Source organism: Candidatus Poriferisodalis sp., assembly GCF_965198245.1.
GTDB lineage: Bacteria > Actinomycetota > Acidimicrobiia > Acidimicrobiales > Poriferisodalaceae > Poriferisodalis.
This window is the reverse complement of sequence record NZ_OZ240249.1, coordinates 1,702,172-1,727,759: the sequence shown is the minus strand read 5'-3', so window position 1 is coordinate 1,727,759 and position 25,588 is coordinate 1,702,172. Positions and strand designations below refer to the sequence as shown.

At 63.3% G+C, this 25,588-nt stretch carries 27 protein-coding genes; 10 read left to right on the top strand and 17 right to left on the bottom strand.

Translation table 11 applies throughout. From position 1 onward, the window contains the following. Positions 1-23: 23 nt before the first annotated feature. The 4 genes from ACOCMM_RS07935 to ACOCMM_RS07920 are packed head-to-tail and all read right to left on the bottom strand — an operon-like array spanning position 24 to position 5,032. On the bottom strand, positions 24-1,007 hold the full coding sequence (locus ACOCMM_RS07935) for a ComEC/Rec2 family competence protein (protein WP_419552636.1): 984 nt from the start codon (positions 1,005-1,007) through the stop codon (positions 24-26). Continuing rightward, positions 1,007-1,666 (bottom strand): hypothetical protein, encoded by a 660-nt coding sequence (locus ACOCMM_RS07930; RefSeq protein ID WP_419552635.1) that lies wholly within the window; start codon positions 1,664-1,666, stop codon positions 1,007-1,009. The genes ACOCMM_RS07935 and ACOCMM_RS07930 overlap by 1 nt, the downstream gene beginning before the upstream one ends. A gap of 1 nt (position 1,667) precedes the next feature. After that, positions 1,668-3,734 (bottom strand): sensor histidine kinase, encoded by a 2,067-nt coding sequence (locus ACOCMM_RS07925; protein ID WP_419552634.1) that lies wholly within the window; start codon positions 3,732-3,734, stop codon positions 1,668-1,670. Then, positions 3,731-5,032 (bottom strand): N-6 DNA methylase, encoded by a 1,302-nt coding sequence (locus ACOCMM_RS07920; RefSeq protein WP_419552633.1) that lies wholly within the window; start codon positions 5,030-5,032, stop codon positions 3,731-3,733. The genes ACOCMM_RS07925 and ACOCMM_RS07920 overlap by 4 nt, the downstream gene beginning before the upstream one ends. Positions 5,033-5,089: 57 nt before the next feature. Between ACOCMM_RS07920 and ACOCMM_RS07915 the strand changes: the two genes are divergently transcribed. Beyond that, positions 5,090-5,266, top strand: a complete 177-nt coding sequence (locus ACOCMM_RS07915) for a hypothetical protein (protein WP_419554925.1) — start codon at positions 5,090-5,092, stop codon at positions 5,264-5,266. 194 nt (positions 5,267-5,460) lie between these two features. Here ACOCMM_RS07915 and ACOCMM_RS07910 read toward each other — a convergent pair whose 3' ends face one another. Beyond that, a complete protein-coding gene (locus ACOCMM_RS07910) occupies positions 5,461-6,744 on the bottom strand; it encodes an ATP-binding protein (protein WP_419552632.1) in 1,284 nt (427 codons plus the stop codon). A 361-nt stretch (positions 6,745-7,105) separates the two neighbouring features. Between ACOCMM_RS07910 and ACOCMM_RS07905 the strand changes: the two genes are divergently transcribed. The 3 genes from ACOCMM_RS07905 (at position 7,106) to ACOCMM_RS07895 (ending at position 9,582) form a co-directional block, all read left to right on the top strand. After that, on the top strand, positions 7,106-8,338 hold the full coding sequence (locus tag ACOCMM_RS07905) for an acetyl-CoA C-acetyltransferase (protein ID WP_419552631.1): 1,233 nt from the start codon (positions 7,106-7,108) through the stop codon (positions 8,336-8,338). A gap of 72 nt (positions 8,339-8,410) precedes the next feature. Further along, entirely contained in the window at positions 8,411-9,130 is a 720-nt protein-coding gene (gene rpe, locus ACOCMM_RS07900; RefSeq protein ID WP_419552630.1) for a ribulose-phosphate 3-epimerase, read from the top strand. A gap of 5 nt (positions 9,131-9,135) precedes the next feature. Continuing rightward, on the top strand, positions 9,136-9,582 hold the full coding sequence (locus ACOCMM_RS07895; protein ID WP_419552629.1) for a hypothetical protein: 447 nt from the start codon (positions 9,136-9,138) through the stop codon (positions 9,580-9,582). A gap of 18 nt (positions 9,583-9,600) precedes the next feature. On the opposite strand, the gene ACOCMM_RS07890 is transcribed toward ACOCMM_RS07895, so the two are convergent. From ACOCMM_RS07890 to ACOCMM_RS07860, 7 genes are all read right to left on the bottom strand, one after another. After that, positions 9,601-10,236: an ATP-dependent Clp protease proteolytic subunit gene (locus ACOCMM_RS07890; protein ID WP_419552628.1), complete on the bottom strand. Its 636-nt coding sequence runs from the start codon at positions 10,234-10,236 to the stop codon at positions 9,601-9,603. A gap of 68 nt (positions 10,237-10,304) precedes the next feature. Next, on the bottom strand, positions 10,305-10,874 hold the full coding sequence (gene rdgB / locus ACOCMM_RS07885) for an RdgB/HAM1 family non-canonical purine NTP pyrophosphatase (RefSeq protein WP_419552627.1): 570 nt from the start codon (positions 10,872-10,874) through the stop codon (positions 10,305-10,307). A 56-nt stretch (positions 10,875-10,930) separates the two neighbouring features. Next, positions 10,931-11,707: a ribonuclease PH gene (rph, locus tag ACOCMM_RS07880; protein ID WP_419552626.1), complete on the bottom strand. Its 777-nt coding sequence runs from the start codon at positions 11,705-11,707 to the stop codon at positions 10,931-10,933. After that, positions 11,707-12,456, bottom strand: a complete 750-nt coding sequence (locus ACOCMM_RS07875; protein ID WP_419552625.1) for an MBL fold metallo-hydrolase — start codon at positions 12,454-12,456, stop codon at positions 11,707-11,709. The genes rph and ACOCMM_RS07875 overlap by 1 nt, the downstream gene beginning before the upstream one ends. A gap of 59 nt (positions 12,457-12,515) precedes the next feature. Further along, positions 12,516-13,277, bottom strand: coding sequence for a hypothetical protein (locus tag ACOCMM_RS07870; RefSeq protein WP_419552624.1), 762 nt, complete (start codon positions 13,275-13,277; stop codon positions 12,516-12,518). A gap of 51 nt (positions 13,278-13,328) precedes the next feature. Then, positions 13,329-14,276: a PLP-dependent cysteine synthase family protein gene (locus tag ACOCMM_RS07865; RefSeq protein WP_419552623.1), complete on the bottom strand. Its 948-nt coding sequence runs from the start codon at positions 14,274-14,276 to the stop codon at positions 13,329-13,331. A gap of 36 nt (positions 14,277-14,312) precedes the next feature. Further along, positions 14,313-14,588 carry a ubiquitin-like small modifier protein 1 gene (locus tag ACOCMM_RS07860; RefSeq protein WP_419552622.1) on the bottom strand — a complete coding sequence of 92 codons (276 nt, stop codon included), beginning with the start codon at positions 14,586-14,588 and terminating at the stop codon, positions 14,313-14,315. Positions 14,589-14,847: 259 nt separating this feature from the next. Between ACOCMM_RS07860 and smpB the strand changes: the two genes are divergently transcribed. After that, positions 14,848-15,345 carry an SsrA-binding protein SmpB gene (gene smpB / locus ACOCMM_RS07855; RefSeq protein WP_419552621.1) on the top strand — a complete coding sequence of 166 codons (498 nt, stop codon included), beginning with the start codon at positions 14,848-14,850 and terminating at the stop codon, positions 15,343-15,345. A gap of 73 nt (positions 15,346-15,418) precedes the next feature. On the opposite strand, the gene ACOCMM_RS07850 is transcribed toward smpB, so the two are convergent. The 4 genes from ACOCMM_RS07850 to ACOCMM_RS07835 form a co-directional block, all read right to left on the bottom strand. Beyond that, the gene (locus tag ACOCMM_RS07850) at positions 15,419-16,984 is read right to left on the bottom strand and encodes a 4-hydroxyphenylacetate 3-hydroxylase N-terminal domain-containing protein (protein ID WP_419552620.1); all 1,566 of its coding nucleotides are present in this window, start codon (positions 16,982-16,984) and stop codon (positions 15,419-15,421) included. 95 nt (positions 16,985-17,079) lie between these two features. Next, on the bottom strand, positions 17,080-18,048 hold the full coding sequence (locus ACOCMM_RS07845; RefSeq protein WP_419552619.1) for a quinone oxidoreductase family protein: 969 nt from the start codon (positions 18,046-18,048) through the stop codon (positions 17,080-17,082). A gap of 80 nt (positions 18,049-18,128) precedes the next feature. Next, on the bottom strand, positions 18,129-18,701 hold the full coding sequence (locus ACOCMM_RS07840) for a VOC family protein (RefSeq protein ID WP_419552618.1): 573 nt from the start codon (positions 18,699-18,701) through the stop codon (positions 18,129-18,131). Positions 18,702-18,809: 108 nt separating this feature from the next. Continuing rightward, positions 18,810-19,760 (bottom strand): LLM class flavin-dependent oxidoreductase, encoded by a 951-nt coding sequence (locus ACOCMM_RS07835; protein ID WP_419552617.1) that lies wholly within the window; start codon positions 19,758-19,760, stop codon positions 18,810-18,812. A gap of 158 nt (positions 19,761-19,918) precedes the next feature. On the opposite strand from ACOCMM_RS07835, the gene ACOCMM_RS07830 reads away from it, so the two are divergent. Beyond that, complete coding sequence (locus tag ACOCMM_RS07830; RefSeq protein WP_419552616.1) at positions 19,919-20,353, top strand: GlcG/HbpS family heme-binding protein; 435 nt, start codon at positions 19,919-19,921, stop codon at positions 20,351-20,353. 42 nt (positions 20,354-20,395) lie between these two features. Here the strand turns inward: ACOCMM_RS07830 and ACOCMM_RS07825 are convergent, their stop codons facing one another. Beyond that, entirely contained in the window at positions 20,396-21,121 is a 726-nt protein-coding gene (locus ACOCMM_RS07825) for a hypothetical protein (protein WP_419552615.1), read from the bottom strand. A gap of 348 nt (positions 21,122-21,469) precedes the next feature. Here ACOCMM_RS07825 and ACOCMM_RS07820 point away from each other — a divergent pair, with 348 nt between their 5' ends. From ACOCMM_RS07820 to ACOCMM_RS07805, 4 genes are read left to right on the top strand one after another with little or no spacing between them, the layout of a single operon-like run. Further along, entirely contained in the window at positions 21,470-22,921 is a 1,452-nt protein-coding gene (locus ACOCMM_RS07820) for an ABC transporter substrate-binding protein (RefSeq protein WP_419552614.1), read from the top strand. 45 nt (positions 22,922-22,966) lie between these two features. After that, entirely contained in the window at positions 22,967-23,893 is a 927-nt protein-coding gene (locus ACOCMM_RS07815; protein WP_419552613.1) for a branched-chain amino acid ABC transporter permease, read from the top strand. After that, positions 23,893-24,873 (top strand): branched-chain amino acid ABC transporter permease, encoded by a 981-nt coding sequence (locus ACOCMM_RS07810; protein WP_419552612.1) that lies wholly within the window; start codon positions 23,893-23,895, stop codon positions 24,871-24,873. The genes ACOCMM_RS07815 and ACOCMM_RS07810 overlap by 1 nt, the downstream gene beginning before the upstream one ends. Continuing rightward, positions 24,870-25,586, top strand: a complete 717-nt coding sequence (locus ACOCMM_RS07805; RefSeq protein ID WP_419552611.1) for an ABC transporter ATP-binding protein — start codon at positions 24,870-24,872, stop codon at positions 25,584-25,586. The genes ACOCMM_RS07810 and ACOCMM_RS07805 overlap by 4 nt, the downstream gene beginning before the upstream one ends. Positions 25,587-25,588: the final 2 nt, after the last annotated feature.

Sequence of the window (25,588 nt, the reverse complement as noted above, 5' to 3'; positions counted from 1 at the left end):
AGCGCCTACGTCCCCAACCCCAACTAAGTATTCGTGTGCTCTCCAATACAAAGCGGACTGGATGTCGATCGCTCGACGAAAGCAGAGTGTTCTGTGGCAAGAGGTCGCATTACGCCAGCCGACACCACAATCGTGCCAGCACAGCAGTGTTTACGAGATCGACCTGAAGCAAAGGCCGAGCTTAAGTGAGCTTCGTCGAATGATTGCTCTGCACTGCACCGTGCTGACATCTGCGTACACATTATCTTGCAAGGTCCGGTTGATCGGATGGCCTCCACTATCTCGGGACGCGGGTTGCGTCTTTGGGAGCGTCCGAACGAGAATATGACTTGCGTTGGGCTGACGGCTTCGACGAGTCGCTCGGCGAAACGTCGGTTATGCGACGCGGTTGCATTTGCTCTGACATTGCCACCATGATGGGGAAAAACCAACACGTCAGATCTAAGGTCTTGATCCGATTCAAGTAGATGCTCCAAACCAACTTCGTCAAGATCACCTGCAAGCATCACACGCACATCATGAATCTCAACAGCAACCACTGCGCTAATAGTGTTACTCGTTATGCGTCGACCGTGGTTGTCGGTGCTACCAGGCCCCGTCATTGCTAACGCAGATCTGGGTGCCAGTATCCGCACACTGCACTCGTTACCAAATGTAAATGATTCGCCCTCAACTAGCGCCGCGCTTAGCTGACATCCACCAACTCGCGCGCGATCATCTAGCGAAAACGCGAGCGATTTCCACAATTCACTTTGCTGCGCGGCGTCGCTATTCAGTCGAATATGATCGAGCGCAAAGCGATTTTCATCAAGCAGCCGCTGAAGGCCACGCAGGTGATCAGCATCGGTATGGGAAATGAGGATCTCGTTAATCCGAGAAATACCTTGCGACCTCAGATACTCAAGCAAACCGATGCCTGGACCCGTGTCGATAACCAGCGCCCGTTCGCCATCCCGTGCTACCGCACAATTGCCGTGTCCAACATCGAGGATTGCCAAGTCTGCCATCAGACTTGCCAGCGTGTTACAAACAAGCGTTCAGGACGCTCCTCGCCGAGATTGGCTTCTACATAGGTACGAAAGCCGATACGAATTGAGTCACGCATTGATTCCGGGACGTCGACATGTCGAAAGCGAATACACTGACCAGTATCCCAGCCTGGAAAAGCGGCTATGAATGTTCCATCATCAGCAACATCTTCAATTACAACCTGCGCGCGCCAGACACGTCTTTCGGGTAAGATATCACCTTCCATTTCGCCGATGCAGGTTTCCAGTGCGATTTGAAGGTCATCAGGACTGCGAAGCTCCTGTGGTGACAGTAGCGACGGTATCATTGGAAGATAGCGCCGAATGTCTAGAACTTCCGCAACCATATAGCGGGTGCAGAGTACAGCAGGTAGACCTTTGGAAACCGAGTAGGCCACTAGTTCTGCGCCCAAAAAATGTGCATAATTCGCGTTGGTATTTAGGTGGTGGTCACAGATAAGAGCCTCGCAAGAGGGTGAGAGAAGCTTACGAGTGGATTTAACGGATCGGAGTGGCCCGACGACGTCAAGCATTTCGAGACCAGCATCCGTTAGAAGCAATCCACGCGATTGCCTAGCTTGCTGGCTATCGTCTACAACACCTATTGTAGCAATAGGATGATGGCGAATCATCAACATCTTACTCAACCCTTAGAATTGGTAACCGAATCAGGAAAGTCGCGCCACCCAAATCACCGTTCGCGACGGCTTCAGCCGTTCCGCCAAGATCTGTCACAGTATCTCTGACAATCGTCAACCCGAGACCGGAGCCTTGGGGCCGAGAAGTGACGCCGGGCAGCCATATCTCTTCAACGCCGTGTTCGTCAATCCCTGCCCCGGTATCCGCCACACTAAGAGTAAGTTGATCTCGCTCCACTACAGTCATCAAGCGAACTAATCGCGGCGAGCGCGTCGATTTTGGAATGGCAACCAATGAATTAGTCAGGAGGTTTACGATTATTGACTCGATCGCTGCAATCGAGCCTTGCAGATGTGGATCTGAACTGCTGTCTAGATGCAACTCGAAACTCGCGTCATGCGCTTCGACGAATGGACGGTAGGCCGTAGCCACACTCTTCGCCACCTCATGTATTTCCACGCGTCCACGTCTGCGCTTGTCTCGCTCTACAAGACTGAGCGTGCTGGCGCCGAGCGCACCGAGCGATTCGGCGCCAGAATGTATGAGATGGAGAGGTTCAGCGAGGTTTGCCGGCAACGACTCCCAGTAGGCCTTCAATCGACGCTCCAGCGATGGCAGCGCATCGGATAGGATTTTCAATGGCCCTCCGACTGATTCGTGTGCAAATGTGGCAGCAGAGATACCCGCCGTGCTCAATGTCCTATATAGTTGCACCTCCTCCCGCATGCGCTCGACTTCGCGATCACGAGCAGCTACGTAGCCTTGGAACGCCTGCTCCAGGCCCGCCGGCTCACCGATCTCGTTTCTGACACGGCTGATAGCATCTTCAACATCTTCCTGAGATCTTGATGATGACCGCTGCCTCGACTCCCGGGTGGCTCGGCGTCGGCGCTCCGCCACCTCAAGCCGTCTGCGGGCCATCCAATCTAGCGCATCCATCGCCGCATACCGCAACTCGACGAACTCGCGCGAATCGATGATACCCGATCGATCAGTCTTGGCTACAAGACATCTGTCTTCATCCCATACCCGGAATCGCCCGATCGCTGTATTGGTACTGGGGCGTTCTTCTGGACTCTGCGTGCGCCGGAGATTCATATCCAGCCAGTCGTTTCCTGAATCTCCATACGGAGGGACACGAATATCGTTTACATACAGTGCGACACCACCGAACTCTCCGAGCCAGGTTTGAACATCCCTGAGAGAAGATCGACGTGTTTGAAATCGTTTTGAATCAAGGATGAACACCCACAAATCGAATTGGGCCTTAGGGCAGGAGTATGGTTGGTCAGTTTGCCGCAAGTCTTCGTGCGTCGCCTCGAATAGAGCATCTCCCTTCCAGTCAAGAACGAAAGCAGATGCGACTCCAGTTTCCGAGGTACTGAGCTCTAGGACATACTCCGCATCATCAAAATACTTCTTCCTAACTAAGTCTGTGAGGTCACGAAATTCCTCGGCGTTTAAGCTTGTCCGAAAATCGCTCGGGTGTTCCGCGAATGGATCCGACAAGAGTAGCAACGCACGTGCCAGTTTCTTAACGTCACGTTTGTTGATACTCGAGAAGAGCTGCTGAACAACGATTTCGGTACCTGAGCCTGTGCCTTCAGCTCGCTTTCGATGTTCGACCTGAAGTTCGACATCGTCGACAGACTCTACGTCTTCAAAGGCGGCCCAGTCGAGCGAGAGCCTGTATTCGGTGTCGGGTTCAGCGCGCGGCCGTGTCGTCAGTACCGCGCGCTTTCCGGCGCGCATCGCTGCAAGCCGTCCGAGGCCTTTGCTCCCCGCCAAGTTCCGACCTCGTCGAGATCTATATGTACTGGACTTGGCTGATTTTCCAAGTAACAGAAAATGATCGATTATCTCGTCCGCTGTCATTCCGTCACCGTCGTCAGTGACCCTAATTGCTCCACCTGGAATGGTGACGTCTTCGAGACTCACCGAACAGTGATTGGCATCGGCATCATGGGCATTCTTGACCAGTTCGACGACGCCGTGTTCGAGCGATGGATTCAATTCTTCACCGAGACGGCGTAGAATATCAGGCGCGAAGCGAAAGCTAGCTCTCATGCGGATCTGGAGGTGTTGATACCATCAAATACCTGCAGCGATTCGGTGTTGACCCACGGCAAAGAAGCAACTGCACCGACTGTAAGGTGTCTGCACCGCATAGTCTGGTCGAGCCAAGCATCTGAACTGGAGTGTCGAAGAACCTGAAGTAGCGATTTGCAAGTCTTGGCACTGTGATCCCGCGGTTTCAATACTAAGAGATGATTGTCGACTGCGATAAGCCTCGTGTCCGCAACTATCGCTCCCGGTGCTCTACCCCTCTCGTCCGGCCGTGATGTGCGAGGAACTACGACGAATGGGCCACAGTGCGTTTTTCCTCTGAATTGACGTGCACCCTCCACCCTTTCGATCGTCTCCCAAACTGAGAGACCTCGAGCGGTCAGGAATGGGCGCATTGGGCCATCTTCAGGATGCCGATTGTGTACAACTGGCCCCACTGTAACTTCGAATTGGTCCCCGACGGTGGGTCCATCGTAGGCCGGAACCCAAAGATGTGGCCGTACCTTGCGTCGCCCATCGACTCGATATCCTCGAAAGAGGAATACATCGACATCGGTCCAGCGGTCGAATCGACCGAGTGATTCAGTTGCTTCTATTTCGATGTGTTTTCCGATCCAGTCTCGCCACCGACCGTACCGACTTCCTCCTCTGAGCACTTCAGGCAGGATCGCCGCCAATTGACAACCATGCGGAATCTGGGACACCACGGCTGCCAAGAAGTCGGCAGCTCCGCTGACATTGCCCTGTGCCCATGGCCAATTCTGATCAGCGGCTATTGCTGCGAATGGTGGATTCAACAACACATGCGTAGCCACTCCGAGCTTGGCAACCCGTCGACCATCCGCCACAATCAACTTCGCGGGGAGGTTATGGCCCGATATACGGCTCTGTATCCCGAGGCGAAATCTCGCTGCTTCAGCGAATTCCTTAATGACGTCGATGCCGATCAGCTGCGCATTCACCTGACCGGTGGCTTGAGACGGTCCTAGCGTGTGTGCAGCAGCGACTAGCAGATCGCCAGCTCCGCAGCTCGGGTCAACGACGACGACATCACCACGCGCTTCGATCAGCGGCGCGGCTAGCTGGTGGGCAAGTTCGTGGGAGGTGAAGAAGGCTCCGAGCCGACGTCGGTGTTCCGGCGGGAGCAACCGACGAAGTTCCGCACCGGCTTGACCGTCGAGTGCGAACTGCGAAACCGGGTCCAAGCTGTTTTCAGGATTGAGTGCCTCGCTGGCGCTCCGAAAGACTGAACTGAACTCGGCCAGCGCCGAGTCCAACGACCATGTCGGTTGGACCACAGCTCCAGCCTAGGAGACGGCTCAATTGGGCAGGTCGGATTTACGAACTGGCTGCGTGTGACCGCCGGCTGGCGCAACCCGCTGGGTGCGAAGGGCATCGGCGAGTCGGGCACGATCGGCTCCACACCGGCGGTGCACAACGCGGTATGCGTCGCGGTCGCCCACCTCGGCATCGACCACATCGTCATGCCCTGCAGCCCCCAGAACGTCTGGCGGGCACTGCAGAACGCCTGAAGCTCTCGCCACGGCCCCGGGCTACAAAGACCAGCTAGTCGTTTCCACGCGTCGCAGACTGAGGAACGAGGACTCTCGAGGCCTTAGGTGTGCCTTGTCTGAGGCCAGAATCCGCTATGTCGGCACACCCTGCAACCCCCGGAACGTCTGGCACGTCCTGCAAGACACCCGAGCCAAGGAGCTTCAGCCCGGGATCAGGGACCGAGAGTGGTAATCGGCACCACGGCGACACCGTCGTCTCGCTCGAAGGCGTAGCCCGTCGCCGTAATCACGACGAGCTTGGCTGGCTCCCCTGCAACTGAAGTGTCGACGCGGTCCCGCAGCTTGAGCAGGCTCCCGGCAGCAGCATCGACAGCATCAGCGCCTCCGAGCTTCGCCTCGACACCGACCCAGGTGCCGGCGCCCGTCTCGATGATGGCGTCTGCTTCCAAACCGGTGTTGTCGCGATAGTGGAACACTTCACCGTCGTGAGCAGATGCATACACCCGAAGGTCGCGCACAACGAGTGATTCGAACAGCAAACCGAAGAAACCCAAGCCAGCGAGCAAGCGCGTTGGGCCAGTTCGGAGCGCTGCGACGGCGAGAGAGGGATCGACGAAGTGTCTCTTGGGAGCGCTATGGAGCCGGGATCGAGAACGCAGATGGACTGACCAGGCCGGCTGGTCTTCGACGATGAACACTCGCTCAAGGTCGTCGAGATAACCACGTACGGTGGCGGGGTCCAGCGGCTGGCCACCGCCAGCGTCGGAGGCGAGAGTAGCGAGAGCTGCGTCCGTAGCTGTATTCCGTGCGAGTGATTGCATCAGCTGCCGCAGTCGGACAGGATCACGGCGCCTTCCAGGACCCAACCTGACATCGGCGCGTCGGGTCTCGTCAAGGTGGTCCCGAACGAATTGCTGTGCACGCCGAAGATCGATGTCCAGAGTGCTGGGCCAGCCCCCGCGGCAGGTCGCCTCGACAAGATCCGTCAGTGAGGCTGGTGCGGGCGGCGCACCGACCGGTTCCGAGTCCAAGAGGCCACCAAGCGAGACAGCCCCGCTCGACAGCCCACTCTCGAAGAGTGACATCGGCCGCATGAGAATCCGAGAGATGCGCCCAGCGCCAGTGTGGCGCGAGATGTCGTCAGAGGGCAGCGCCGATCCGGTCAGGATGAATCGACCGGGCCGTCGCCCGGCATCGCTGGCCCGTCGGACGTGATTCCAGACTTCGGGAGCGAGGTGCCACTCGTCAAGCAATCGTGGCTCGGCACCGTCAAGTAGCAATTCGGGGTTCACGCGAGCAATGTCGACAGCGTTGGGATCGATATCGAAGAGCACATCGCTGGCCGACTGCTCCAGGGCAGTTGCGGTCTTGCCACAGGCTCTGACGCCTTCGATGACAACCGTCGGCACCGATTGCAGCCGATCGCTCAGCGCTGCGTCAGCGATCCGCGGGCGGTACTGCGCACTATGCGTTTTTGACTCGCTGACTTCGCTCATGACGGTTCCTCGTTCACGTCCTTCGGTAGGTCGTCGTGTTCTATGGATTTCGATCTCAGAGTCACGAGATCACTATGGGCAAGTAGTTTGATCGCTAAATTACAACACATTTAACCCTTGAAATACAACAACATAAATCACGCGATTGAAAACAAGATGCTCATCGAAATGCAACTTAGGAAAATTGGAAGCACAAGAACAAGAAACGAACATCGCTAGATGAACCCCTGCGTCCAGCTAGCGACCGGCTGCGCAACAGCGTTCCCGGACGAAGTGCCTAGCAATGACGTAGTCTCTGTGCTCGCACACACAGCGTGACCGGCTCTGCCGTGGGCAGGACGCGCCAAAGAAGGGACTTCCCATGAGCACTGACGCCGCGACCGATCCGGTCATCGTCGCTACCGCCCGCAGTCCGATCGGCCGAGCGTTCAAGGGATCGCTGACCGAGATGCGGCCCGATGACATGACCGCGCAGATCGTGACCAAGCTGCTCGACAAGGTGCCTGAGCTGCCCCACTCCGAGATCGAGGATCTCATGCTGGGCTGCGGGCAGCCCGGCGGCGAGGCCGGCTTCAACATCGCCCGTGCCTCCGCCATCCTGGCGGGCCTCACCGACGTGCCCGGCACGACGGTCAACCGCTACTGCTCATCGTCGCTGCAGACCATCCGCATGGCGGCGCACGCCATCCGTGCCGGCGAGGGCGATGCCTTCATCGCGGCGGGCGTCGAGTGCGTCAGCCGCTACGACAAGGGCAACTCCGACAGCTTGCCCGGCACCACCAACCCGCAGTTCCGTGCACCCGGTGAGCGGACCAAGGTGCGGGCCGAAGGCGGCCACGGCGACTGGACTCCCGCGGAAGGCGTGCTGCCCGACCTGTACATCGCGATGGGCCAGACCGCCGAAAACGTTGCCGAGCACAAGAACGTGAGCCGCCAGGCCATGGATGAGTACGGCGTGATGAGCCAGAACAAGGCCGAGGCCGCTATTGGTCGAGGCTTCTTCGAGATGGACATCACCCCGCTCGAGCTGCCCGACGGCACCATGGTCACCACCGATGACGGGCCGCGCGCTGGCGTCACCTACGAAGCCGTTTCGCAGCTGAAGCCTGTGTTCCGACCCGACGGTCGCGTCACGGCCGGCAATGCCTGCCCGCTGAACGACGGCGCAGCCGCGGTGATGGTGGTGAGCCGCCAGCGTGCCGAAGAGCTGGGCATCACGCCGCTTGCACGCATCATCTCGTCGGCGGTCTCGGCGCTGAACCCCGAGATCATGGGCCTTGGTCCCATCGAGGCCTGCAAGAAGGCGCTGGAGCGTGCGGGCATGACGATGAGCGACATCGACATGGTCGAGATCAACGAGGCGTTCGCCGCTCAGGTGATCCCTTCGGCCGACGAATTGGGCATCGACATCGTCGATCAGCTGAATCTCCACGGTGGTGCCATCGCCTTGGGCCACCCGTTCGGCATGACCGGCGCCCGCATCATGACTACGCTGCTGAACGGTCTCGCCGACCGCGACAAGACCTACGGGCTCGAGTCGATGTGCGTCGGCGGCGGTCAGGGCATGGCCATGATCGTGGAGCGGCTGAACTAAGACACCGCTTTCCGGGGTGTCTCCCCCGATAACTGCCGCGTCTGACGGCGGCGCGTCGGCAACACTGGCCGAATGAACGCGAGCCCTACAACAGTGCCGCGGCCCATCGAGATCGTTCCGTCTGTCCTGCCCGCAGACTTCGCGCGCCTCGGAGACGAGTGCGCCGCGCTGGAACAAGCCGGTGTCGACCGGATCCAGTGGGACGTCATGGACGGCGTCTTCGTGCCGAACCTCACGTTCGGCCCCGACGTCATCGCAGCCTGCCGTCCCCATGCCGGCTTGCTCTTCGAAGCTCACCTCATGGTCGTTGACCCCGACCCGATGCTCGGTGCGTATGTCGATGCCGGCTGCGAGATGCTGATTGTCCACGCCGAGTCGGTCACCCACATGCACCGCACGCTGAGCCGGGTGGCCGAGCTAGGCGCCCAGCCAGCGGTGGCGATCAATCCATCTACGCCAATCGACGCCGTGGCCCATGTGCTCGACCTCGTTGACATGGTGCTCGTGATGACCGTCAATCCGGGTTTCGGCGGTCAGGCGTACATCTCGACAATGGAGCCCAAGATCGCCGCGCTGCGCCAGCTCATCGATCTGAGTGGTTCAGCGGGCGCATCGGGTTCGGGCATCGATATCGAAGTCGACGGCGGCATCTCGGCGGACACCATCAGCGGCGCGGCGGCGGCAGGTGCCAATGTCCTCGTGTCAGGGAGCGCGTTGTACCGCTACGCCGAGGGGCTCGCGCACGGCGTCGCGGACCTGCGGTGCCGCGCGGAGGCTGCGTCCCGAGCGTGATGACCGTGGCAGCTCGCCGGCGTTGGCTCCTCGTTGCTGCCGCCGCCGTAGTGATCGTCTTCGCCGTGCGCGTGACGCTGTTGCGCGACAGCGGGGAACCCTCCGCCGAAGAGTTCTGCGGGGAGTTTGCGCACCTGCTGGTCGTCGACGAGCTCAGCCTGACGGTCAACCCGAATGATGACGCAAGCGCCCGCGACGCGATGGATCGCACCGCTCGCCAATTCGCCGACGCCGCAGCAGCCGCACCCGCGGAGATTCGCCCGGACGTGCAGCTGCTGGCCGACCTGACCGCCGCACTTCGTGATGCTGTCGTTGACACAGCATCACGAGAGACCTTTGACCGCGCCGCTGCGCTGATAGCGGCCCAGGATCCGTTTCTCGAGACCCAAGACGCTGCTGCGCAGCGAGTCATCGACTACGTCACCCGCCATTGCATTGCTGCGCCCGGCTAAACCGGCCGCAATGAGGGCTTAGGTCATCTCGCCGCGTTTGACGATCACGTGATCGCACAAGCCGTAAGCCTGGGCTTCCTCTGCAGTGAACCAACGATCCCGCTCGGAGTCGATCAGGACCTGATCGACATCCTGGCCGCTGTGGTGGGCGACTCGCTCGGCCATCAACCGCTTGATGTAGGCCATCTGCTCTGCCTGGATGGCGATGTCAGACGCCTGGCCCCGAACGCCGCCAGATGGCTGGTGCATCATCACCCGGGCGTGCGGCAAGCAGTAGCGCTTGCCAGGCGCGCCGGCGGTCAGCAGGAACTGGCCCATCGAAGCACCCAACCCCAGACAGACCGTGGCCACGTCGCACGCAACGAACTGCATCGTGTCGTAGATGGCCATACCAGCAGTGACAGAACCGCCGGGGCTGTTGATGTACAGCGAGATATCCCGACCGCGATCCTGACCCTCCAGGTACAGCATCTGTGCACATACGACGTTGGCCAGATGATCGTCCACCTCGTCGCCCAGGAACACGATGCGGTCATCCAGCAGCCGGTTCGAAATCTGGGTCCAGCCAGACACACCGCCTGACTCGAATGCACGCTGCTCGAACGCACGCTCCGAAGCGGGGCTCGGGTGCTGGGCGGATGGAAGGTCGGTCATGCGGCGCAGGTTACCGACGAGGCCATCTTGCCCAGCAGGGCAGCTGCGGGCATGTGCGGGCAGGCGTGTCAGAGCTGCCTGGCCAGTGCACGCAGCGCCCGGCCCCGATGGCTGATCCGATTCTTCGCATCGGAAGTCATCTCGGCAAACGTCAGCGGAGCTGCTTCGTCAGGAACGAAGACGGGGTCGTAGCCGAAGCCATGATCGCCGCGCGGTGCCGTCGCGATGGCCCCCTCTACGAGACCGTCGGCCAACACCTCGCGCCCGTCGCCGAATACGACTGCGACCACGGTGCGAAAGCGGGCAGTGCGCCGCGGCGGGGGCACATCAACCAGTGCCGCCATGAGCTTGGCCAGGTTGGCGATCGGGTCCGCCCCGGGTCCCGCGTAGCGGGCACTGTGCACGCCGGGCGCGCCGCCGAGCGCGTCGACCTCGAGGCCGGTGTCATCTGCGATGGCCAGCTCGCCGGTGGCTGCGTGCACGAATCGGGCCTTGATGAGCGCATTATCTGCCAGGGTCTCGCCGTTTTCGGCCACGTCGCCGAGGTCGCCGGGCCGTGGCACGATTTCCGCTTCCGGCAACGCCTCTCGCAGCACGTCAGCGATCTCGATCGCCTTGTGCGGGTTGGCCGATGCCATTACGAGTCTCATGCCGTCGGGGCCCTCTCAGCGCATGTGTACGGAGTCGTTTGGCCTCAAGATGGCGGCGTGACCAGGGCCGCTCGCTGCAAGTTGACAATCTCGGTGATGCCTGAACGGGCCAGGGCCAGCATCGCCCCGAGCTGGGCATCGTCGAACGGGTCTCCCTCGGCGGTGCCCTGCACCTCGACAAAGCGGCCCTGTCCGGTCATGACGACGTTCATGTCCACCTCGGCCCGGAAGTCCTCCTCGTAGGGGAGGTCCAAGCGGGCCTCTCCGTCCACGATGCCCACCGAAATGGCAGCGCATTCGTCGGTGAGCGGGTGTTGGCTGATCACCCCGCTGCGGATCAGGCGGGTGCAGGCGTCGTGCAGGGCCACGTACCCACCGCAGATCGACGCAGTACGCGTACCCCCGTCGGCCTGCAGGACGTCGCAGTCAACGGTGACCTCACGCTCTCCGAGCGCCGCCATGTCGCACACTGCCCGCAGTGCCCGGCCGATCAAGCGCTCGATCTCGAGCGTGCGGCCTTTCTGCTTGCCGCGCTTGGCTTCACGGCCGACGCGTTCACCGCTGGAGCCGGGCAGCATCGCATACTCCGCGGTGACCCAGCCCGTCCCGCGGCTGCGCATCCAGCGCGGCACGTTGTCGTCGATGGACACGGTGCACAGCACCCTGGTGCGGCCGAAGGACACCAGCACCGAGCCGGGTGTCTGGTCGGTGAAATCGCGTTCGAAGGTGACCGGGCGCAGTTGGCCGGGCGTCCGACCATCGGCGCGCGTCACCGCGGGGGTCCGGCCGCCGGTGCGCTCCACAGCGGGGGGTCCGGCCATCACGCCCAAAAGGTCGCGCCGGTGCGGGCAACCGACACATCGCCGCAGAACACTTCGCCCGCCTCCGTGAGATGATCCTGCGGATCCGAGCCAGGCGGCACATGGGTCACGACGAGTTTTTGTGCACCCACGTCGTTGGCATCGGCCGCCAACCACGCAGCGCTGAGGTGGGGGATGTCGGGATTGTCAGTCGCATGGAGCAGCGTTCCCTCTCCGACAACCAGGTCCGGTGCGGGCCGCCCGGCGTCGCGGCTGAGCGCAGCGAGCGCCCAACCCCGGCCGGTGTCCGAGGTGTACACGATGGATTTGCCGTCGGACTCGAAACGCATTGCAAGCGTCTCGACCGGGTGATCGGTGCGGGAGAACAGCACATCGATGTCGCCGACACGCGCTTTCGACGAGTCCTTCACCATCTCCCAGCCGAAGAGATCCGAGCTGTCGCCGTAGGCCTCGGTGACCTCCCGCACGCCGCTGGTAGCAAGGACGCGAATGCGCTCAATGCCCATGTAGTACTTCGCGGCGTTGTAGACGACCGGCAGCTCGGCGCAGTGATCCGGATGGTGATGGCTCACCAGCAGTGCATCCACGGATTCGAGTGCCACGTGCTGTTGCAGGTTGGCGAAGGTGCCAGGGCCGCAGTCCACCCACAGCGTCGTGGAGTCGCTGCGCACGAGGTAGCCGCTGCAGGACTCGCCAGCGGCGGCATAGCTGCCTGAACAACCCAAAACCGTCACCGAGAGCTCGCTCACGGAGGCCGATACTACGCAGGAAGGCGACGCGGCTCACATCGCGCCGGAGTCAGCGAACTTCAGCCCGTTGGGCAGCGCGTTCCTGCTTCGAGCGACCGGAGGATTCCGGTGCCGTCCAAAATGCCGGTGAGCCGGCCGCCGCTGGTTGCGAGCAGAACTGAGGCCGGTTCGCTGGCCGTCGCCGGGCGGAAAGTGGCGGCGGGGTATGCCTCGGCCACCTCGCTGCGCGTGGCGCCGATGCCGATCCCTTCGGCGGTGCGCAGCAGGTACGGATCGGGTCCGAACGATCCCAGCCGCCACGTCATGAAGTGCTCTTCGCCGGCATCGCGGTGCTGGTACCCGTCTTCGGGATTCCCGAACAGGGCCAGCACACCCGGCCATTCAACGACTCGCAGGCGGCTGCCGGGACAGTCTCCGTATATCGAGAACGTATCGATCCATCCGGTGTCGGTCACCGGCTGGCCGAGCGAAGTAATCAGCGCACCGAGGGCAGCCTGCACGCCGGCACCGAAGCTCACGAGACCGAGGCCGTTTCCGGCCAGGACCACCCCTTCAGGGTTCGGAATTGCCGCAGCCCCCAGCCGCTCGGATGTCGATGTCTGCGCCGCGGCGTCGGCCGGCACCGTTACCAGGACCGCAGCCGGCCGCTCAGATGACGGTTGTTCGGGCAGCAACGTCGTCTGGGTGATGTCGAGCGACAGCGCAGTTGCAGGGGGCGATGTGGGGGCAACCAGGATCGGCGGGCTCGTGCATGCACCTGCCGACAGCGCCAGCGTGACTACGAGCGCTGCAACACCGTGACGGGATGCCATCTCCCCCATCTCGTCAACGCTACGACGGCGACCCAAAGGACCAGCAGCAGGAACAGCGAATCAGAAATAGATGACGCGCTCGGCGTTGGCGGCCGCGGCATCGAGGTCGTCAGTCCAGGCACCGACGGAGAGGTATTTCCACCCGTGGTCGCTCACCACGAACACGATGACGCCTTCGTCGATGCGGGCAGCGGCCTTGCGGGCCCCGGCCAGCGCCGCCCCGCCCGAGATGCCCGAGAAGACGCCCTCTGTCGCCAGCATGCGCGTCGCTTCGATCGATTCGCGTGGGCGCACGATCATCTTTTGATCGAGCAGATTGGCGCCACCCCAGTTCTCGAAGATGGGAGGCAGGTACCCGTCGTCGAGGCTGCGCAGCCCTTCGACCTGCTCGCCAGCGGGAGGCTCAACAGCCCACACCTGCACTCCGGGAGCATGCTCCTTCAGGTACCGCCCGACGCCCAGCAGCGTCCCGCTGGTGCCCAGCCCCGCCACGAAGTGGGTGATGTCAGGCACGTCGGCCACGATTTCGGGACCCGTGGTCCGGTAGTGAACCTCAGGATTGGCCTCGTTCCCGTACTGGTAGAGCATCGTCCAGTCGGGGTTCGCCTCTGCCAGCTCCAAGGCGAGCCGCACGGCGCCGTTGGATCCCTGCTCGGCCGGGCTGTCGATGATCTCGGCACCGAAGATCTCGAGCATCTGGCGCCGTTCCGCAGTGACGTTGCCCGGCAGCACGATCATCACCCGGTAGCCGCGGCGCTGCCCGAGCATGGCCAGCGCAATACCGGTGTTGCCCGACGACGGCTCGATGATCACCGAACCCGGTGCAAGTCGGCCCTCTGCTTCGGCGCTGTCCAGCATTGCCAGCGCCACACGGTCCTTCACGGAGCCGGTCGGGTTCTGCCCTTCGAGCTTGGCGTAGAGCGCAACCGACGGGTTGGGGCTGAGGCCGCTGACATCCAGCGTGGGAGTGCCGCCGATCAGCTCGTCGACGCAGCGATAGACGGCCACGAGCTAGCTCAGCGCCGAGGCCGGGGCGATGCCGGCTCAGCCGCCGGCGACGGCTGGCAAGATCGACAGCTCGTCACCATCGGCCAGCGCAGTGTCCATCTGGGAGAGGTACCGCACGTCCTCGTCGTTCACATAGACGTTGACGAAACGATGCAGGCTGCCGTCTTCGGCGAGCAGATTCGGGGCGATTCCGGGAAATTCGCCGACCAGCCACGACACTGCCTCGGCCACGGTGCTGCCCTGCGCGGCAACCCGCGACTGCCCGTTGGCGTGGGGACGCAGGACGGTGGGCAAGCGGACGGTGACAGCCATCGGAGCTCCCGGTTCGGCGGCGCTGGGGTGAGCGGTCTCTGGCCGGGGGGAATCAGACTGCGCCACGGCAATTCCCGACCTGATCACTCAGGATTCTACGGGCCGCGACCGCTGCCGCCTACTGCCGCGCTGGATCTTCAGCGCGAGTGCGGTGACCGCCAGCCGTACCCTCGGGCTGATGGCCGCGAGGCTGAGCCGATAGGCGAAGCCGTGGCCCGAGCGGCCCGTGAGCGAAGCGAACAAGAGCGGGAGGAAACAGGTGACGCAACGAGAAGGCTCACCTATCCGCGCGTCCTCGAACGATCGGACCGTCGTGGCGTCGAACCGGCGCGCACGACGCAATTACGAGGTGCTCGACACCTTCGAGTGCGGCATGGTCCTGCGCGGCACCGAAGTGAAGTCGCTGCGCGCCGGCGGGGCCCAGATGGGCGACGCCTACGCCCGGGTGCGTAACGACGAGATGTGGCTGATGGGCCTGCATATCGCACCATGGACCCACGCATCTCCCACCATGGGTCACGACGTCGAGCGTCCCCGCAAGCTGCTCATGCATCGTGCCGAGATCAACCGGCTGCGTGCCCGCACCGAACAGGATCGGTTGCAGCTGATCCCGCTTGAGATCTACTTCCGCGATGGGCACGCCAAGCTGGAACTTGCCTTGGCTCGGGGCCGTCGCATGTACGACAAGCGCCAGGCGATCCGCAAGCGAGAGACTGATCGCGAGGCTCAGCGAGCGCTGCGTCATCGGCCCGACTAGCGGCGGCGAGACATGGACCCGCCTAGCGGCACGGTGGTATCGGCCCGCCCGCCGTGCCGCCCAGTCCGCCAGCTCAGTTCCAGTCGCGGCCCACGATCGAGACATCGTCGGGGTTGAAGAATCCCGGGATGGTCCAGCCGTCGAGGTCGTACTCGGCCATGCACTGCTCCGCAAAGCCCTCGAGCGCCTCGGTCATCGAACCCAGCCCGGGAATCTCGAAGTCGGCCACCGCCAGATTCTCGAAGCGGATCTGTTCGTTGTTGCCGGCGTAGTTGCGCTCGTACAGCTCGTGGCGGCTGCCGAACTCGCTGCCCATGGCATCCCACAGCAGCTTCATGATCTTCATCCGTTCGAGCGCCGGGACGCCGTTCGACCCCCGCACGTACTTCTCGAGGTACGGCCGGATTTCGTCGGACTTGAAGTCTGACGCATGGGAATTCACGTAGATGAGCCCAGAGGCCACGACCGACTCGATGATGTCCTTGACGCGCGGATAGAACATCGGCGTAAAGGTGCGGTACGCCATGCCGTAGATCAGCGACGGCTGCACTGCGCCGTTCTCCCACGGGTCGGGGCTCTTGCACATCGCGTCGCTCAGGCCCCACATCAGGTTGCGGATGGCGATCACCTCGCCCAGGTTCACCTGGACGCCGCGGAAGTCACGGGTGCCAGTTGCCCGCAGTGCCTTGGAGAGCAGACCCGCGATGAAGTCGAGCTTCACGCACAGGCGGGCGAGACCGTGGAAGGTGAAGCGCGGGATGAAGCCCGACGCGGGGAAGAAGTTGTTGGCGTTCTCGAGATCGCCATAGAGGAAGACGTTCTCCCACGGAATGAGCACTTGGTCGAACACCAGGATCGAGTCGTTCTCATCCAGCCGGCTCGACAGCGGGTAGTCGAACACGCTGCCTGTCGCCGCCGCCTGCAGCTCATAGGAGTTGCGACAGATGAGCTTGACGCCTTCGCAATCCATCGGCGTGGTGCAGACGATGGCGAACTCGGGGTCCTGCAGCGGAAGCGGGCCGAAGTGGGCGATGAAGTTGTAGTGCGTGAGCGCGGAGCCGGTCGCCACGACCTTGGCGCCCGAGACGATGAGGCCGTTGTCGGTCTCCCGTTCGACGTGCATGCAGACATCGCGGATCTGGTCCGCTCCCAGATGACGGTCGACCGGCGGGTGCACGATGGCGTGGTTCCAGTACGACACTTCTTCCTGGCTGCGTCGATACCAGTACAGGGCGTTGTCGTAATAGTCGCCGTAGAACTCGGGAAAGGCGCCGAGCGTGCCCAGGAACGAGGCCTTGTAGTCGGGGCTGCGGCCCATCCACCCGTAGGTGAGTCGCTGCCACCCGGCGATGGCGTCGCGGGCGCCGACGAGATCGTCTGCGCTATACGGCACCCGGAAGAACTTGTGCGTCTTGCCGCCCGAGCCGGTGTCGGTCTCGCACATCAGCACGTCCTGCTGGGCGGGATCATGCAGCGCGTCGTACAGCCGGGCGATGGAACGCACGCTGTTGCGGAACGCCGGGTGCGTCGTGACGTCACGCACCTTCTCGCCGTGGAAGTACACCGTGCGGCCGTCGCGCAGGCTCTCGACGTATTGGTCGCCGGTCATCGGCGACCATGTCTCGACTGATTCGCTCATCGCTCCCCCTGTCAGGTTCCCCCGGATGCGGCCCGACACTAACCCAAGACGCTGACGGGGAGTCTTGCTCAGCGCTGAAACTGAGTCGACTCACTTTAAGGAATGAGCAGGACCTTCCCCGTCGTTGCCCGGCCCTGCAGGGCCTCATGGGCACTGCGTGCGTCCGACAGTGCGAAGCGGGCGCCGATGCGCACGTCGAGGCGATCCTCGGCGATCCACCCGAAGAGGTCGCCCGCCCGGCTCTCGAGCTCATCGCGGGTCAGCGTGTGATGAGCAAGCGTCGGCCGTGTCAGGAACAACGATCCCCCGGTGGACAGCCGCAGCGGTGCCAGCGGCGGCACCGGTCCCGAGGCGTTGCCGAAGGTGGCCATCGTTCCCCGCGGCCGCAGGACCTCGAGGCCTCGCTCGAACGTGTCAGCGCCCACCCCGTCGAAGACCACGTCGAGCGGTCGGGGGCCGGCAATGCGTTCCACGGCGTCGCCGAAATCCTCGTCGCGGTAGTTGATGACGTGATCGGCGCCGGCATCCGCCGCCAGCTCGGCCTTCTCCGTCGTGCTGACGGTCGTGAAGACCTCGGCGCCGCGGAGCTTGGCGATCTGGATGAGCAGCAGCCCGACGCCCCCAGCTCCGGCGTGGATCAAGCAGCGATGTCCGGGCTCCAACGGGAACGTGGAGCAGGCCAGAAAGTGGGCCGTCATGCCCTGCAGCATCGTCGCCGCTCCCAGCTCGGTGCTGATGCCCTCGGGCAGCACGATCGCCGCCCCGGCTGGCACCCGCGCCTTCTGCGCATACGAACCCGTGTGAGACGTCCACGCCACACGATCGCCGACTGTGAGGCCTTCGACCCCCTCGCCGACCTCCGCAACGATGCCCGCGCCCTCCACGCCCGCGATGAACGGCAAGGGCATGGGGTACAGGCCGCTGCGGTGGTAGGTGTCGATGTAGTTGACGCCTGCCGCCTCGACGTCGACGACCACCGTGCCTGGTTCGGCAACCGGATCGTCGACTTCGGTCCAGACGAGCGCTTCGGGCCCGCCCGGTTCAGTTACCTGAATTGCGCGCATCGGGATCTCCTACGAGCGCGTCGCGATCACGGGGTAGCGGCGAGATCGGACTTGACGGGGCGGGCCGAAGGGGGCCGAACTCAGCTTGGGTCGAAGTTGGTCTCGTATTGGGTGGTATCGACCAGCAGGTCTTCTTCAGGCAGCATCTTGGCGTAGTTGAGCGCGCCGTTGATGTCGTGATCCCAGATCTCGGCCGGCAGCTCGTAGAGCACTTCGACGCCGTAGCCGTTGGGATCGTTGACGTAGACGCTGTGGGTCATGCCATGGTCGACTCGCAGGTTCATCGGGACGTCGTTCTCCTTGAGGAACTGCACCTGCTCCAACCAGGACTCCCGGTCGGGATAGGAGATGGCGATGTGGTTCACCGCGCATTCGCTCTCGAACATGTCCCACTGCTCAGGCGGCGCCGGAAGGTTCGGAAGCTCGACCAAGGCAACATCGTGGTGATTCACATCATCGATGACACCGCTGTAGAACTGCATCTTCACGGGGGGGACGTCATACTTCTCCGAATCCAAGGCGCCGACCTGCCTGAAGCCCAGCAGGTTGCACCAGAAGTGATGCGACTCCTCCATATCGCGGACGTTCAGCACTAGGTGGTTTAGGCCCCGAGGCGTGACCGCAGTGCTGCGCTTCTTGATGGTTTCGCTCATGGGCTACCCCCGCTCGAGAGGACAAGCGGCCGGGGCCTACGCCCGACCGCAGCTTCCTTGCGCTGAGCCTAGCCCCTTGTGCCGGGGAACGTAAAAACCTGACTGCGCTCAGAGCGCCTCGAGTCGAGGCTTGACCTCCGCAGCGATCCACTCAGGGATCGTGTCGTCCTCATGGCAGAAATGCTCGAACACCACCTCATCGAGACCGAGATCACGCAACTGCCCGACCTGGTCGACAAGTTCCTCCACCGAGCCGCGCCACGGACCGTGGCCGGCTGCGATGGCCTCCTCCTGGCTGATGCCCGAGCCCTCGGGAGCCATCATGTCCCAGAAGCGTTGCAGCGCCATCCCTTCTTGGTGCTCATCGGGGCCGATCGCGGCGAAGATGAGCATCGAGCGGCGGATGTCCGCGGGATCGCGGCCGAAATCCGCGCAGTGCCGCGCCAGGGCCTCATTGGCGGCCCGGTAGTCGTCGAGGTCGAGCGGCATGGCATTCCACTCATATGCGTGCTCGGCGGCGATGCGCAGCGTGCGCCGCGGCCCGATGCCCCCGATGAGGATCGGCGGGCGTCCCGCGGGCGGGTGGGGCTTCGAGTTCGTGCCGATGATCCGGTAGTGGGTGCCCTCGAACGTGCCCGACTCGGAGTACCACAGCTCCTTCATGAGCGCGATCGCCTCTTCGAGACGGTCGTAGCGCTCGGGGCCTGGCGGGAAGTCGATCCCGTAGATCTCGTGTTCGTCGGGGTGCCAGCCCGCGCCGAGGCCCATGACGAAGCGCCCGTCGGCCAGCGAGTCGAGCTGCTGAGCCATCCGCCCGACGTTCACCGGCTCACGGAAGGTGACTGGGGTTACCAACGGGCCGAAGCGGATCCGTTCGGTCTCCTGCGCAGCCATCACGAACGACAGGTAGACGTCGATGGCGTCCTTCTGCTTGCCGTTGAAGTAGTGGTCGGAGCGGAACAGCGAATTGAATTCCAGCCGCTCGATGAGCTGGCAGATATGGCGCCACCGCTCCCATCCCAGCGGTGTGGCCTCTCCGATGATGATGCCGACATCCATGGCTCGCTCCCCCTGCCGGCAGGCACCGTCTCGGTCACCCGGGCCTGTCACCCGGGCCGGTCACCCAGGAGGGCGATGCGCTGCGCTGTGCATGCGAGCCGGAGCGTAGTCTCGGCGCGGTTCGCCTCGAAGAGGCCCGACCGGAGCCGGAGATCCCCATGGCTGACACCTCAGACACTGCGGAAGCACGCTCGCTCACACTCGGCGGCGCCCGCAAGGCGCTCGATGCTGCATTGGCCCAGGCCGAGGACATGGGGCGGCTTTTTTGCATCGCCGTCACGGATCCTTCCGGCGAGCCGATTGCGACCGCACGGATGGACGGCGCGCCGCGCCTCTCGGCGGGCATCGCCCTCAACAAGGCGTTCACAGTCGCCGGCTTCGGCGGCATGCCCAGCGGCAACTGGTGGAATCTCATCAAGGACGAACCCGCGCTGGTGCACGGCATCACTCACACGCCGCGGCTCATCGTGTTCGGCGGCGGCGTGGGAATCTTCGTCGACGGTGCCCTGGTGGGGGCCATCGGCGCCTCAGGCGGCTCAGCCGATGAGGACACCGAGGTCGCCCAGGCAGGCGCCGACGCCTTGGCCGGTTAGCTGAAGCCGTTCATCCGGGTCGGGTAAGACCGGGCCTCGAACTCAGCCCTGGCGCTTGGCCAGCCACTCCTCGAACTCGGGGCGCCGGTCCTTCGCTATCGGGAATACGCCGATCGAGCTCTCGCCCGCAGCGACCCGCTCGATGGCCCACTCTTCTTCGATCTCCTGGGCATAGGAGTCGTTGGCGACTTCGGGGGCCAGCAGCGCCGGGATCACGACGGCGCCTTCGCCGTCGCCCACGATGATGTCGCCCGGAAGCACGGTGACGCCAGCACAGGCGATCGGCACCTGGTGATCGAGCGGCGTGTGGAGCCGGCCAAGCGTCGCGGCGTGAGACGACTGGTGGTACACGGGCAAGCCGACCTCGGCCACGGCGGGCGTGTCGCGCAGGGCGCCGTCAGTGATGAAACCGGAGGCGCCGAGATGCTTGATGCGCATCGTGAAGATGTCACCGATCGTTCCTGCGTGCGGTTCGCCCCGCGCTTCCACGATCAGCACCTCTTCGGGCTCGATCGACTCCACGGCCCGGCGCTGTGCGTTGGGGCCTTGCAGACGACGCTCGAATTCCTCACGCTTGGGCACGAAGCGAAGCGTGTGTGCATAGCCGAGCATTCGCTGGCCCTCGTTGAGCGGCCGCAGCCCGTTGAGGAAGCTGTTCTGCATTCCCCGCCGCTGCATCTGGCCCGCCAGCGTGGCGGTCGACACGGCGTTGAACTTCATGCGCATGTCGTCGGTGAGCGCTACCGGGCGGTGTTCTGTGTCGGCCATGGGTTCCCCTTTGTATTGCCCGATCGGGCTTCTCTGGTAGTGCGCGCTGACTGGCCTCGCGCTGGCAGCAATGTAACCAAGCCCGCCACGCGTTGAGCCGTTGCGCCCCTCGACAAGCCGCAATAACCCGAGTGCGCGGATCGCAATTTTGGCTCCGCTCCCTCGGGCCAAGGCCCCGGTTACGGCACATCTGCCGGTGCATTCAGTTCTTCAAACCGGCTTTCTAAACCGACTTATACTCCGCGCTGGGCGAGGTCCGACATTTCGCCTGCTGGGGGCGCGGGCTCGGTACGGGCTGGGTTCCCGTCCGGGAGAGGTCCCGGACGCGACACAGAGGGGGAAGCACCCATGCTTCGAAAACTGACAGCAATCGCATTCGTATTCGTACTCGTGGCCGCAGCGTGCGGAAGCGATGACGACACCGATGCGGACGACGCGGAGGTGCCTGCCGCCGCCACCGAGGCGATGGCCGATGATTCCGGCGACGACATGACCGACGACGACATGACCGACGACGACATGGCCGACGACGACATGGCCGACGACGACATGGTCGACGACGACCATCTCGCGTGCGGTCTCGGAAACGGTCAGCAAGCGACCGGTGAACCGATCGTCATCGGCAACGTGACCACCTCCGTTCCCGGCATCGACTTCTCGACGGGTCCGCTCATGATGAAGGCGTTCTTCGACTGCGTGAACGCCAATGGCGGCATTCACGGTCGCCCGCTGGAGATGGTCTGGGAGAACGACAACTTGAATCCTGCTGACGCCGCGGCGGCTGCTCGCAAGCTGGTCGAGACCGATCAGGTCGTGGCCCTCGCTGGAGGCTTCTCGATCCTGGACTGCCCGGTCAACGCCGGCTACTACGAAGAGCAGGGCTACAAAGTCATCGTCTCAGGAGTGCCGGCGGAGTGCTTCAGCTCGCCGAACATTGCTGCGACCAACATGGGACCCGCCTACTCGGCACTCGGTGCGGCCCAGGCAGTGGTGGCCAAGGGCGCAACTGGCAAGGTCGTGACCACAACTGGCATCACGCCCACCTCGCACTACTACAACTCGCTGGCTGGCATCTACGTCCAGCAGCATGGTCTCGAGTGGGAAGACGTGCAGCACGAGCTGCCGCTTTCCGATGCCACGTCGATTGTGCTTGACCTGGTCAACCGAGCCGGCGACGGCGGCGGGGTGATCCTCAACTTCACGCCGCCGGAGGGTTTGAAGATCCTGAAAGCCGCCGAGGAGCAGGGTCTGATTGACCGGGTTCTCTGGGGTTCGTCCACGCCGCTGAACGACAGCTCAGTAGCGGTTGCGCTCGGCCCTGCCTGGGAAGGCAACATCAACGTCAACGCCGAGTTCAGCCTGCTTGACGATCCCCGCCCGGACGTGGAGCTGTACCGGCAGGTGACGGCCCAGTTCAACCCCGACCCGACGCTCGGCAGCTTCCAGCAGATGGGCTTCGTGGCCGGCCAGATCCTCGTGCACGCCCTGCTTGAAATGGACCCGGCCGACCTGGACGACCCGGTAGCGGTCAACGCAGCAATCGGCGCGGTCGCCAACTTCGAGACCGACCACCTGTGCAAGCCGTGGTACTTCGGCGGCCTGCCACTTGGCAATGTGCCCAACAACTGGGACTACAACGTGGTGCCCAACGGCGTCGACCGCATGGTGGACGACAGCGGCTGCTTCGAGATTGCCGAGGTCGATCCGATCCTCATCGCCGTGCGCGACGCGGAGCGGGCCGGCGGCCTCACTGCGGACGAGCCGAACAACTGGACGGGCGGCTTGGGCTCCGGCGGCTGATCCGCCCAATTCACGAACCGAGCCACACCGCATACATCACTTCGGATGCCCGATACTTCGATACTGCTGCCCTTCATCATCCAGGGCTTGGCATTCGGGGCGATGTATGCGGTGACCGGGACGAGCATCGTCGTCCTGTACCGCACCACCGGTGTGGTGAACCTGGCGTTCGGTGCCATCGGTTCGATGGGTGTCCACATCGTGTGGTCGCTGATGGGCGGATCGCTGATCCTGCCCGAGCCCCGGGCGTCGGGATTCGCGATCCTGCTGTACCCCGCGCTCGTGGGCGTCTGCGCGCTGATCTTCCTGATCTACGGATGGTTCTTGGCGCCATTGCTGGACCGGCGTGACGCGCTCGCCAAGTCGCTTGGCACGGTGGCGCTTGCGCTGTTCCTGATGGGGATCATGAAGGAGCGCTGGGACACGTCCAAGCCGCGCTCCATGCACTTCCCCAACTCGACGTTCAGAGTCGGCGGCACAGTCGTGACGACGAACCAAGTGCTGGCGCTGCTGTTCGCTCTCGCAGTCGTGATCGTCGTGGGGATCTACCTGCGGCGCACGGAAACCGGGACAGCGATGCGGGCCATCGCGAACAACCGCGAGACGTCGGGCCTGCTGGGCGTCCCGGTACGGCGCGTCGAGGCAATGGCATGGTTCGGGGCGGGCATCCTGTGCGGCTGCGTGTTCCTGCTGCTGCCGTCGCTGTTCAAGAGCATGGACCAAGCCACGCTCACCTGGTTCGTGATCCCGGCATTGGCCGGCGCCATCGTTGGCCAGCTGCGATCGCTGTGGATCACCTTCTTCGCCAGCCTCCTGATCGGAGTGGTGGAGTCGGTGCTGACGCCGTTCCACGGAAACCTGCAATTCCTGGCGACCTACCGCCGGCTCACCCCTGTGGTGATCTCCGTGGTTGCGATCTTGTGGATCTCGCGCCGGCGGACCGTCGTGCTCGCTGGCAGGGAGATGACGTGATGGCCAGCCGAGTGGTGTCGCATTGGGCATTCCAGCCGGTGACCGTCATCGCGCTGTTCGTTTTCGCCCTGTTCGCGATGCCGTCGATCTTCGACGCTACGTGGATCCACAACTTCACCCAGATGGCGACCTTCTCGATCGTGGCGGCCAGCGTCGGGATGCTGTATGGCCGTGTGGGTCTGGTGTCACTCGGCCAGGTTGCCCCCTATGGCATTGGCACCTGGATCACGGTTCGGCTCGCATTCGCAACCGATGTCCCCTACCCGTTGCTCATGATCGTCGGCGGCATCGGCGCCGCCGTCATCGGCGTGCTCATCGGCCTGCCGGCGCTGCGAGTCAGCGGGCTGTACTTGGCGCTGGTCACGCTCATGCTGGCGGTGGGAGTTGAAATCATCCTGTTCCAGATGAAGCTGCCCAACGGCGGCAGCGGCTTTCGGGGCGTCGCAGCGTCGCTCACCGCGATCACGCCAGTCCGGCGGCCGGCCTTCGCGCAGACCGACGTTGCCTACTTCCGGTTCGCCGTGGTGGTGGCGTTTATTGTCTTCATGGTGGCGGTGGCCTTCCTGGCAACCAAGCCGGGGCGGGCCTGGGCGTCGGTACGCCAGAGCGAGCCCTCCGCGCTGGCTTCAGGCATCGACATCACCCGCTACAAGCTGATCGCCTTCGGCCTCGCGGCGTTCATGGCCGGCGTGGCGGGCGGAGTGTTCGCCGGCCATGTGCAGAACTCGATCGGCATCAACGAGTTCAACCGGCAGGCGGCGCTGCTGCTCATTGCGGTCGTGCTCATGGGCGGCATCAATTCGCTGTGGGGTGCTCTGCTCGCAGCCTTCTTCGCCAAGATCATGCTCGACTTCCTGACCCAGAACGTCATAGGCCACCAGTTCTGGAACGACTTCGCACTGACCATCTTCGGCATCGGTCTCATGATCAACCTCATCCAGACGACGAAGTCGATGGAGCGCAAGGGCCTGCTCGAGTGATCGAGATCACCGACCTGAGCGTGCAGTTCGGCGGCGTCCGCTCGCTCGACGAGGTGACCCTTCAGTTTCCCGACGGCACGTGCGGGTTGATCGGTCCGAACGGGGCCGGCAAGACGACCCTGTTCAACGTGCTGTCGGGCTTCGTGACGCCGGTTGCTGGCCGCGTCGAGATCGACAACGTAGACCTGCTCTCGATGACCGACTACCGGCGAGCGCGCTGGGGGGTACGACGCACGTTTCAGACCGTGCAGACCATCGAGAGCCTGACCGTGTACGAGAACGTGCGCACAGTCCACGAGCACGCTGCTGGGGGTTCGCGTTCCGAACGGCAAGATGCGGTCGACGATGTGCTGTCATTCGTCGGGTTGACAGATGTGCGAGATGAGGTAGTTCGCACGCTGCCACAGCGTGACCGGCGCTTCATCGAAGTCGCACGGGCCATCGTGGGAGAGCCGAGGGTGGTTCTGCTCGACGAGCCCGCAGCAGGTCTGCCCGAGGAGGAGACTGAGCAGTTGGCCCAGATCATCCGCAATGTTCCCCGACAAACAGGTGCCACCGTGATCTTGGTCGACCACGACATGTCGCTGGTGCAGGCGTGCTGCGAGTGGACCGCGGTACTCGACTTCGGTCGACTCGTTGCCGCCGGGCCGACTGCCGAGGTGCTGCGCGACGAGCGGGTCCTGGCCGCTTACGTCGGCGACGAGGAGACGTGACG

Excerpts from the sequence above, each read along its gene's own strand:
- ACOCMM_RS07935 (WP_419552636.1), bottom strand. The coding sequence starts at position 1,007 with ATGGCAGACTTGGCAATCCTCGATGTTGGACACGGCAATTGTGCGGTA.
- ACOCMM_RS07930 (WP_419552635.1), bottom strand. The coding sequence starts at position 1,666 with ATGTTGATGATTCGCCATCATCCTATTGCTACAATAGGTGTTGTAGAC.
- ACOCMM_RS07925 (WP_419552634.1), bottom strand. The coding sequence starts at position 3,734 with ATGAGAGCTAGCTTTCGCTTCGCGCCTGATATTCTACGCCGTCTCGGT.
- ACOCMM_RS07910 (WP_419552632.1), bottom strand. The coding sequence starts at position 6,744 with ATGAGCGAAGTCAGCGAGTCAAAAACGCATAGTGCGCAGTACCGCCCG.
- ACOCMM_RS07905 (WP_419552631.1), top strand. The coding sequence starts at position 7,106 with ATGAGCACTGACGCCGCGACCGATCCGGTCATCGTCGCTACCGCCCGC.
- rpe (WP_419552630.1), top strand. The coding sequence starts at position 8,411 with ATGAACGCGAGCCCTACAACAGTGCCGCGGCCCATCGAGATCGTTCCG.
- ACOCMM_RS07890 (WP_419552628.1), bottom strand. The coding sequence starts at position 10,236 with ATGACCGACCTTCCATCCGCCCAGCACCCGAGCCCCGCTTCGGAGCGT.
- rdgB (WP_419552627.1), bottom strand. The coding sequence starts at position 10,874 with ATGGCATCGGCCAACCCGCACAAGGCGATCGAGATCGCTGACGTGCTG.
- rph (WP_419552626.1), bottom strand. The coding sequence starts at position 11,707 with ATGGCCGGACCCCCCGCTGTGGAGCGCACCGGCGGCCGGACCCCCGCG.
- ACOCMM_RS07870 (WP_419552624.1), bottom strand. The coding sequence starts at position 13,277 with ATGGGGGAGATGGCATCCCGTCACGGTGTTGCAGCGCTCGTAGTCACG.
- ACOCMM_RS07860 (WP_419552622.1), bottom strand. The coding sequence starts at position 14,588 with ATGGCTGTCACCGTCCGCTTGCCCACCGTCCTGCGTCCCCACGCCAAC.
- ACOCMM_RS07850 (WP_419552620.1), bottom strand. The coding sequence starts at position 16,984 with ATGAGCGAATCAGTCGAGACATGGTCGCCGATGACCGGCGACCAATAC.
- ACOCMM_RS07845 (WP_419552619.1), bottom strand. The coding sequence starts at position 18,048 with ATGCGCGCAATTCAGGTAACTGAACCGGGCGGGCCCGAAGCGCTCGTC.
- ACOCMM_RS07840 (WP_419552618.1), bottom strand. The coding sequence starts at position 18,701 with ATGAGCGAAACCATCAAGAAGCGCAGCACTGCGGTCACGCCTCGGGGC.
- ACOCMM_RS07835 (WP_419552617.1), bottom strand. The coding sequence starts at position 19,760 with ATGGATGTCGGCATCATCATCGGAGAGGCCACACCGCTGGGATGGGAG.
- ACOCMM_RS07830 (WP_419552616.1), top strand. The coding sequence starts at position 19,919 with ATGGCTGACACCTCAGACACTGCGGAAGCACGCTCGCTCACACTCGGC.
- ACOCMM_RS07825 (WP_419552615.1), bottom strand. The coding sequence starts at position 21,121 with ATGGCCGACACAGAACACCGCCCGGTAGCGCTCACCGACGACATGCGC.
- ACOCMM_RS07820 (WP_419552614.1), top strand. The coding sequence starts at position 21,470 with ATGCTTCGAAAACTGACAGCAATCGCATTCGTATTCGTACTCGTGGCC.
- ACOCMM_RS07815 (WP_419552613.1), top strand. The coding sequence starts at position 22,967 with ATGCCCGATACTTCGATACTGCTGCCCTTCATCATCCAGGGCTTGGCA.
- ACOCMM_RS07810 (WP_419552612.1), top strand. The coding sequence starts at position 23,893 with ATGGCCAGCCGAGTGGTGTCGCATTGGGCATTCCAGCCGGTGACCGTC.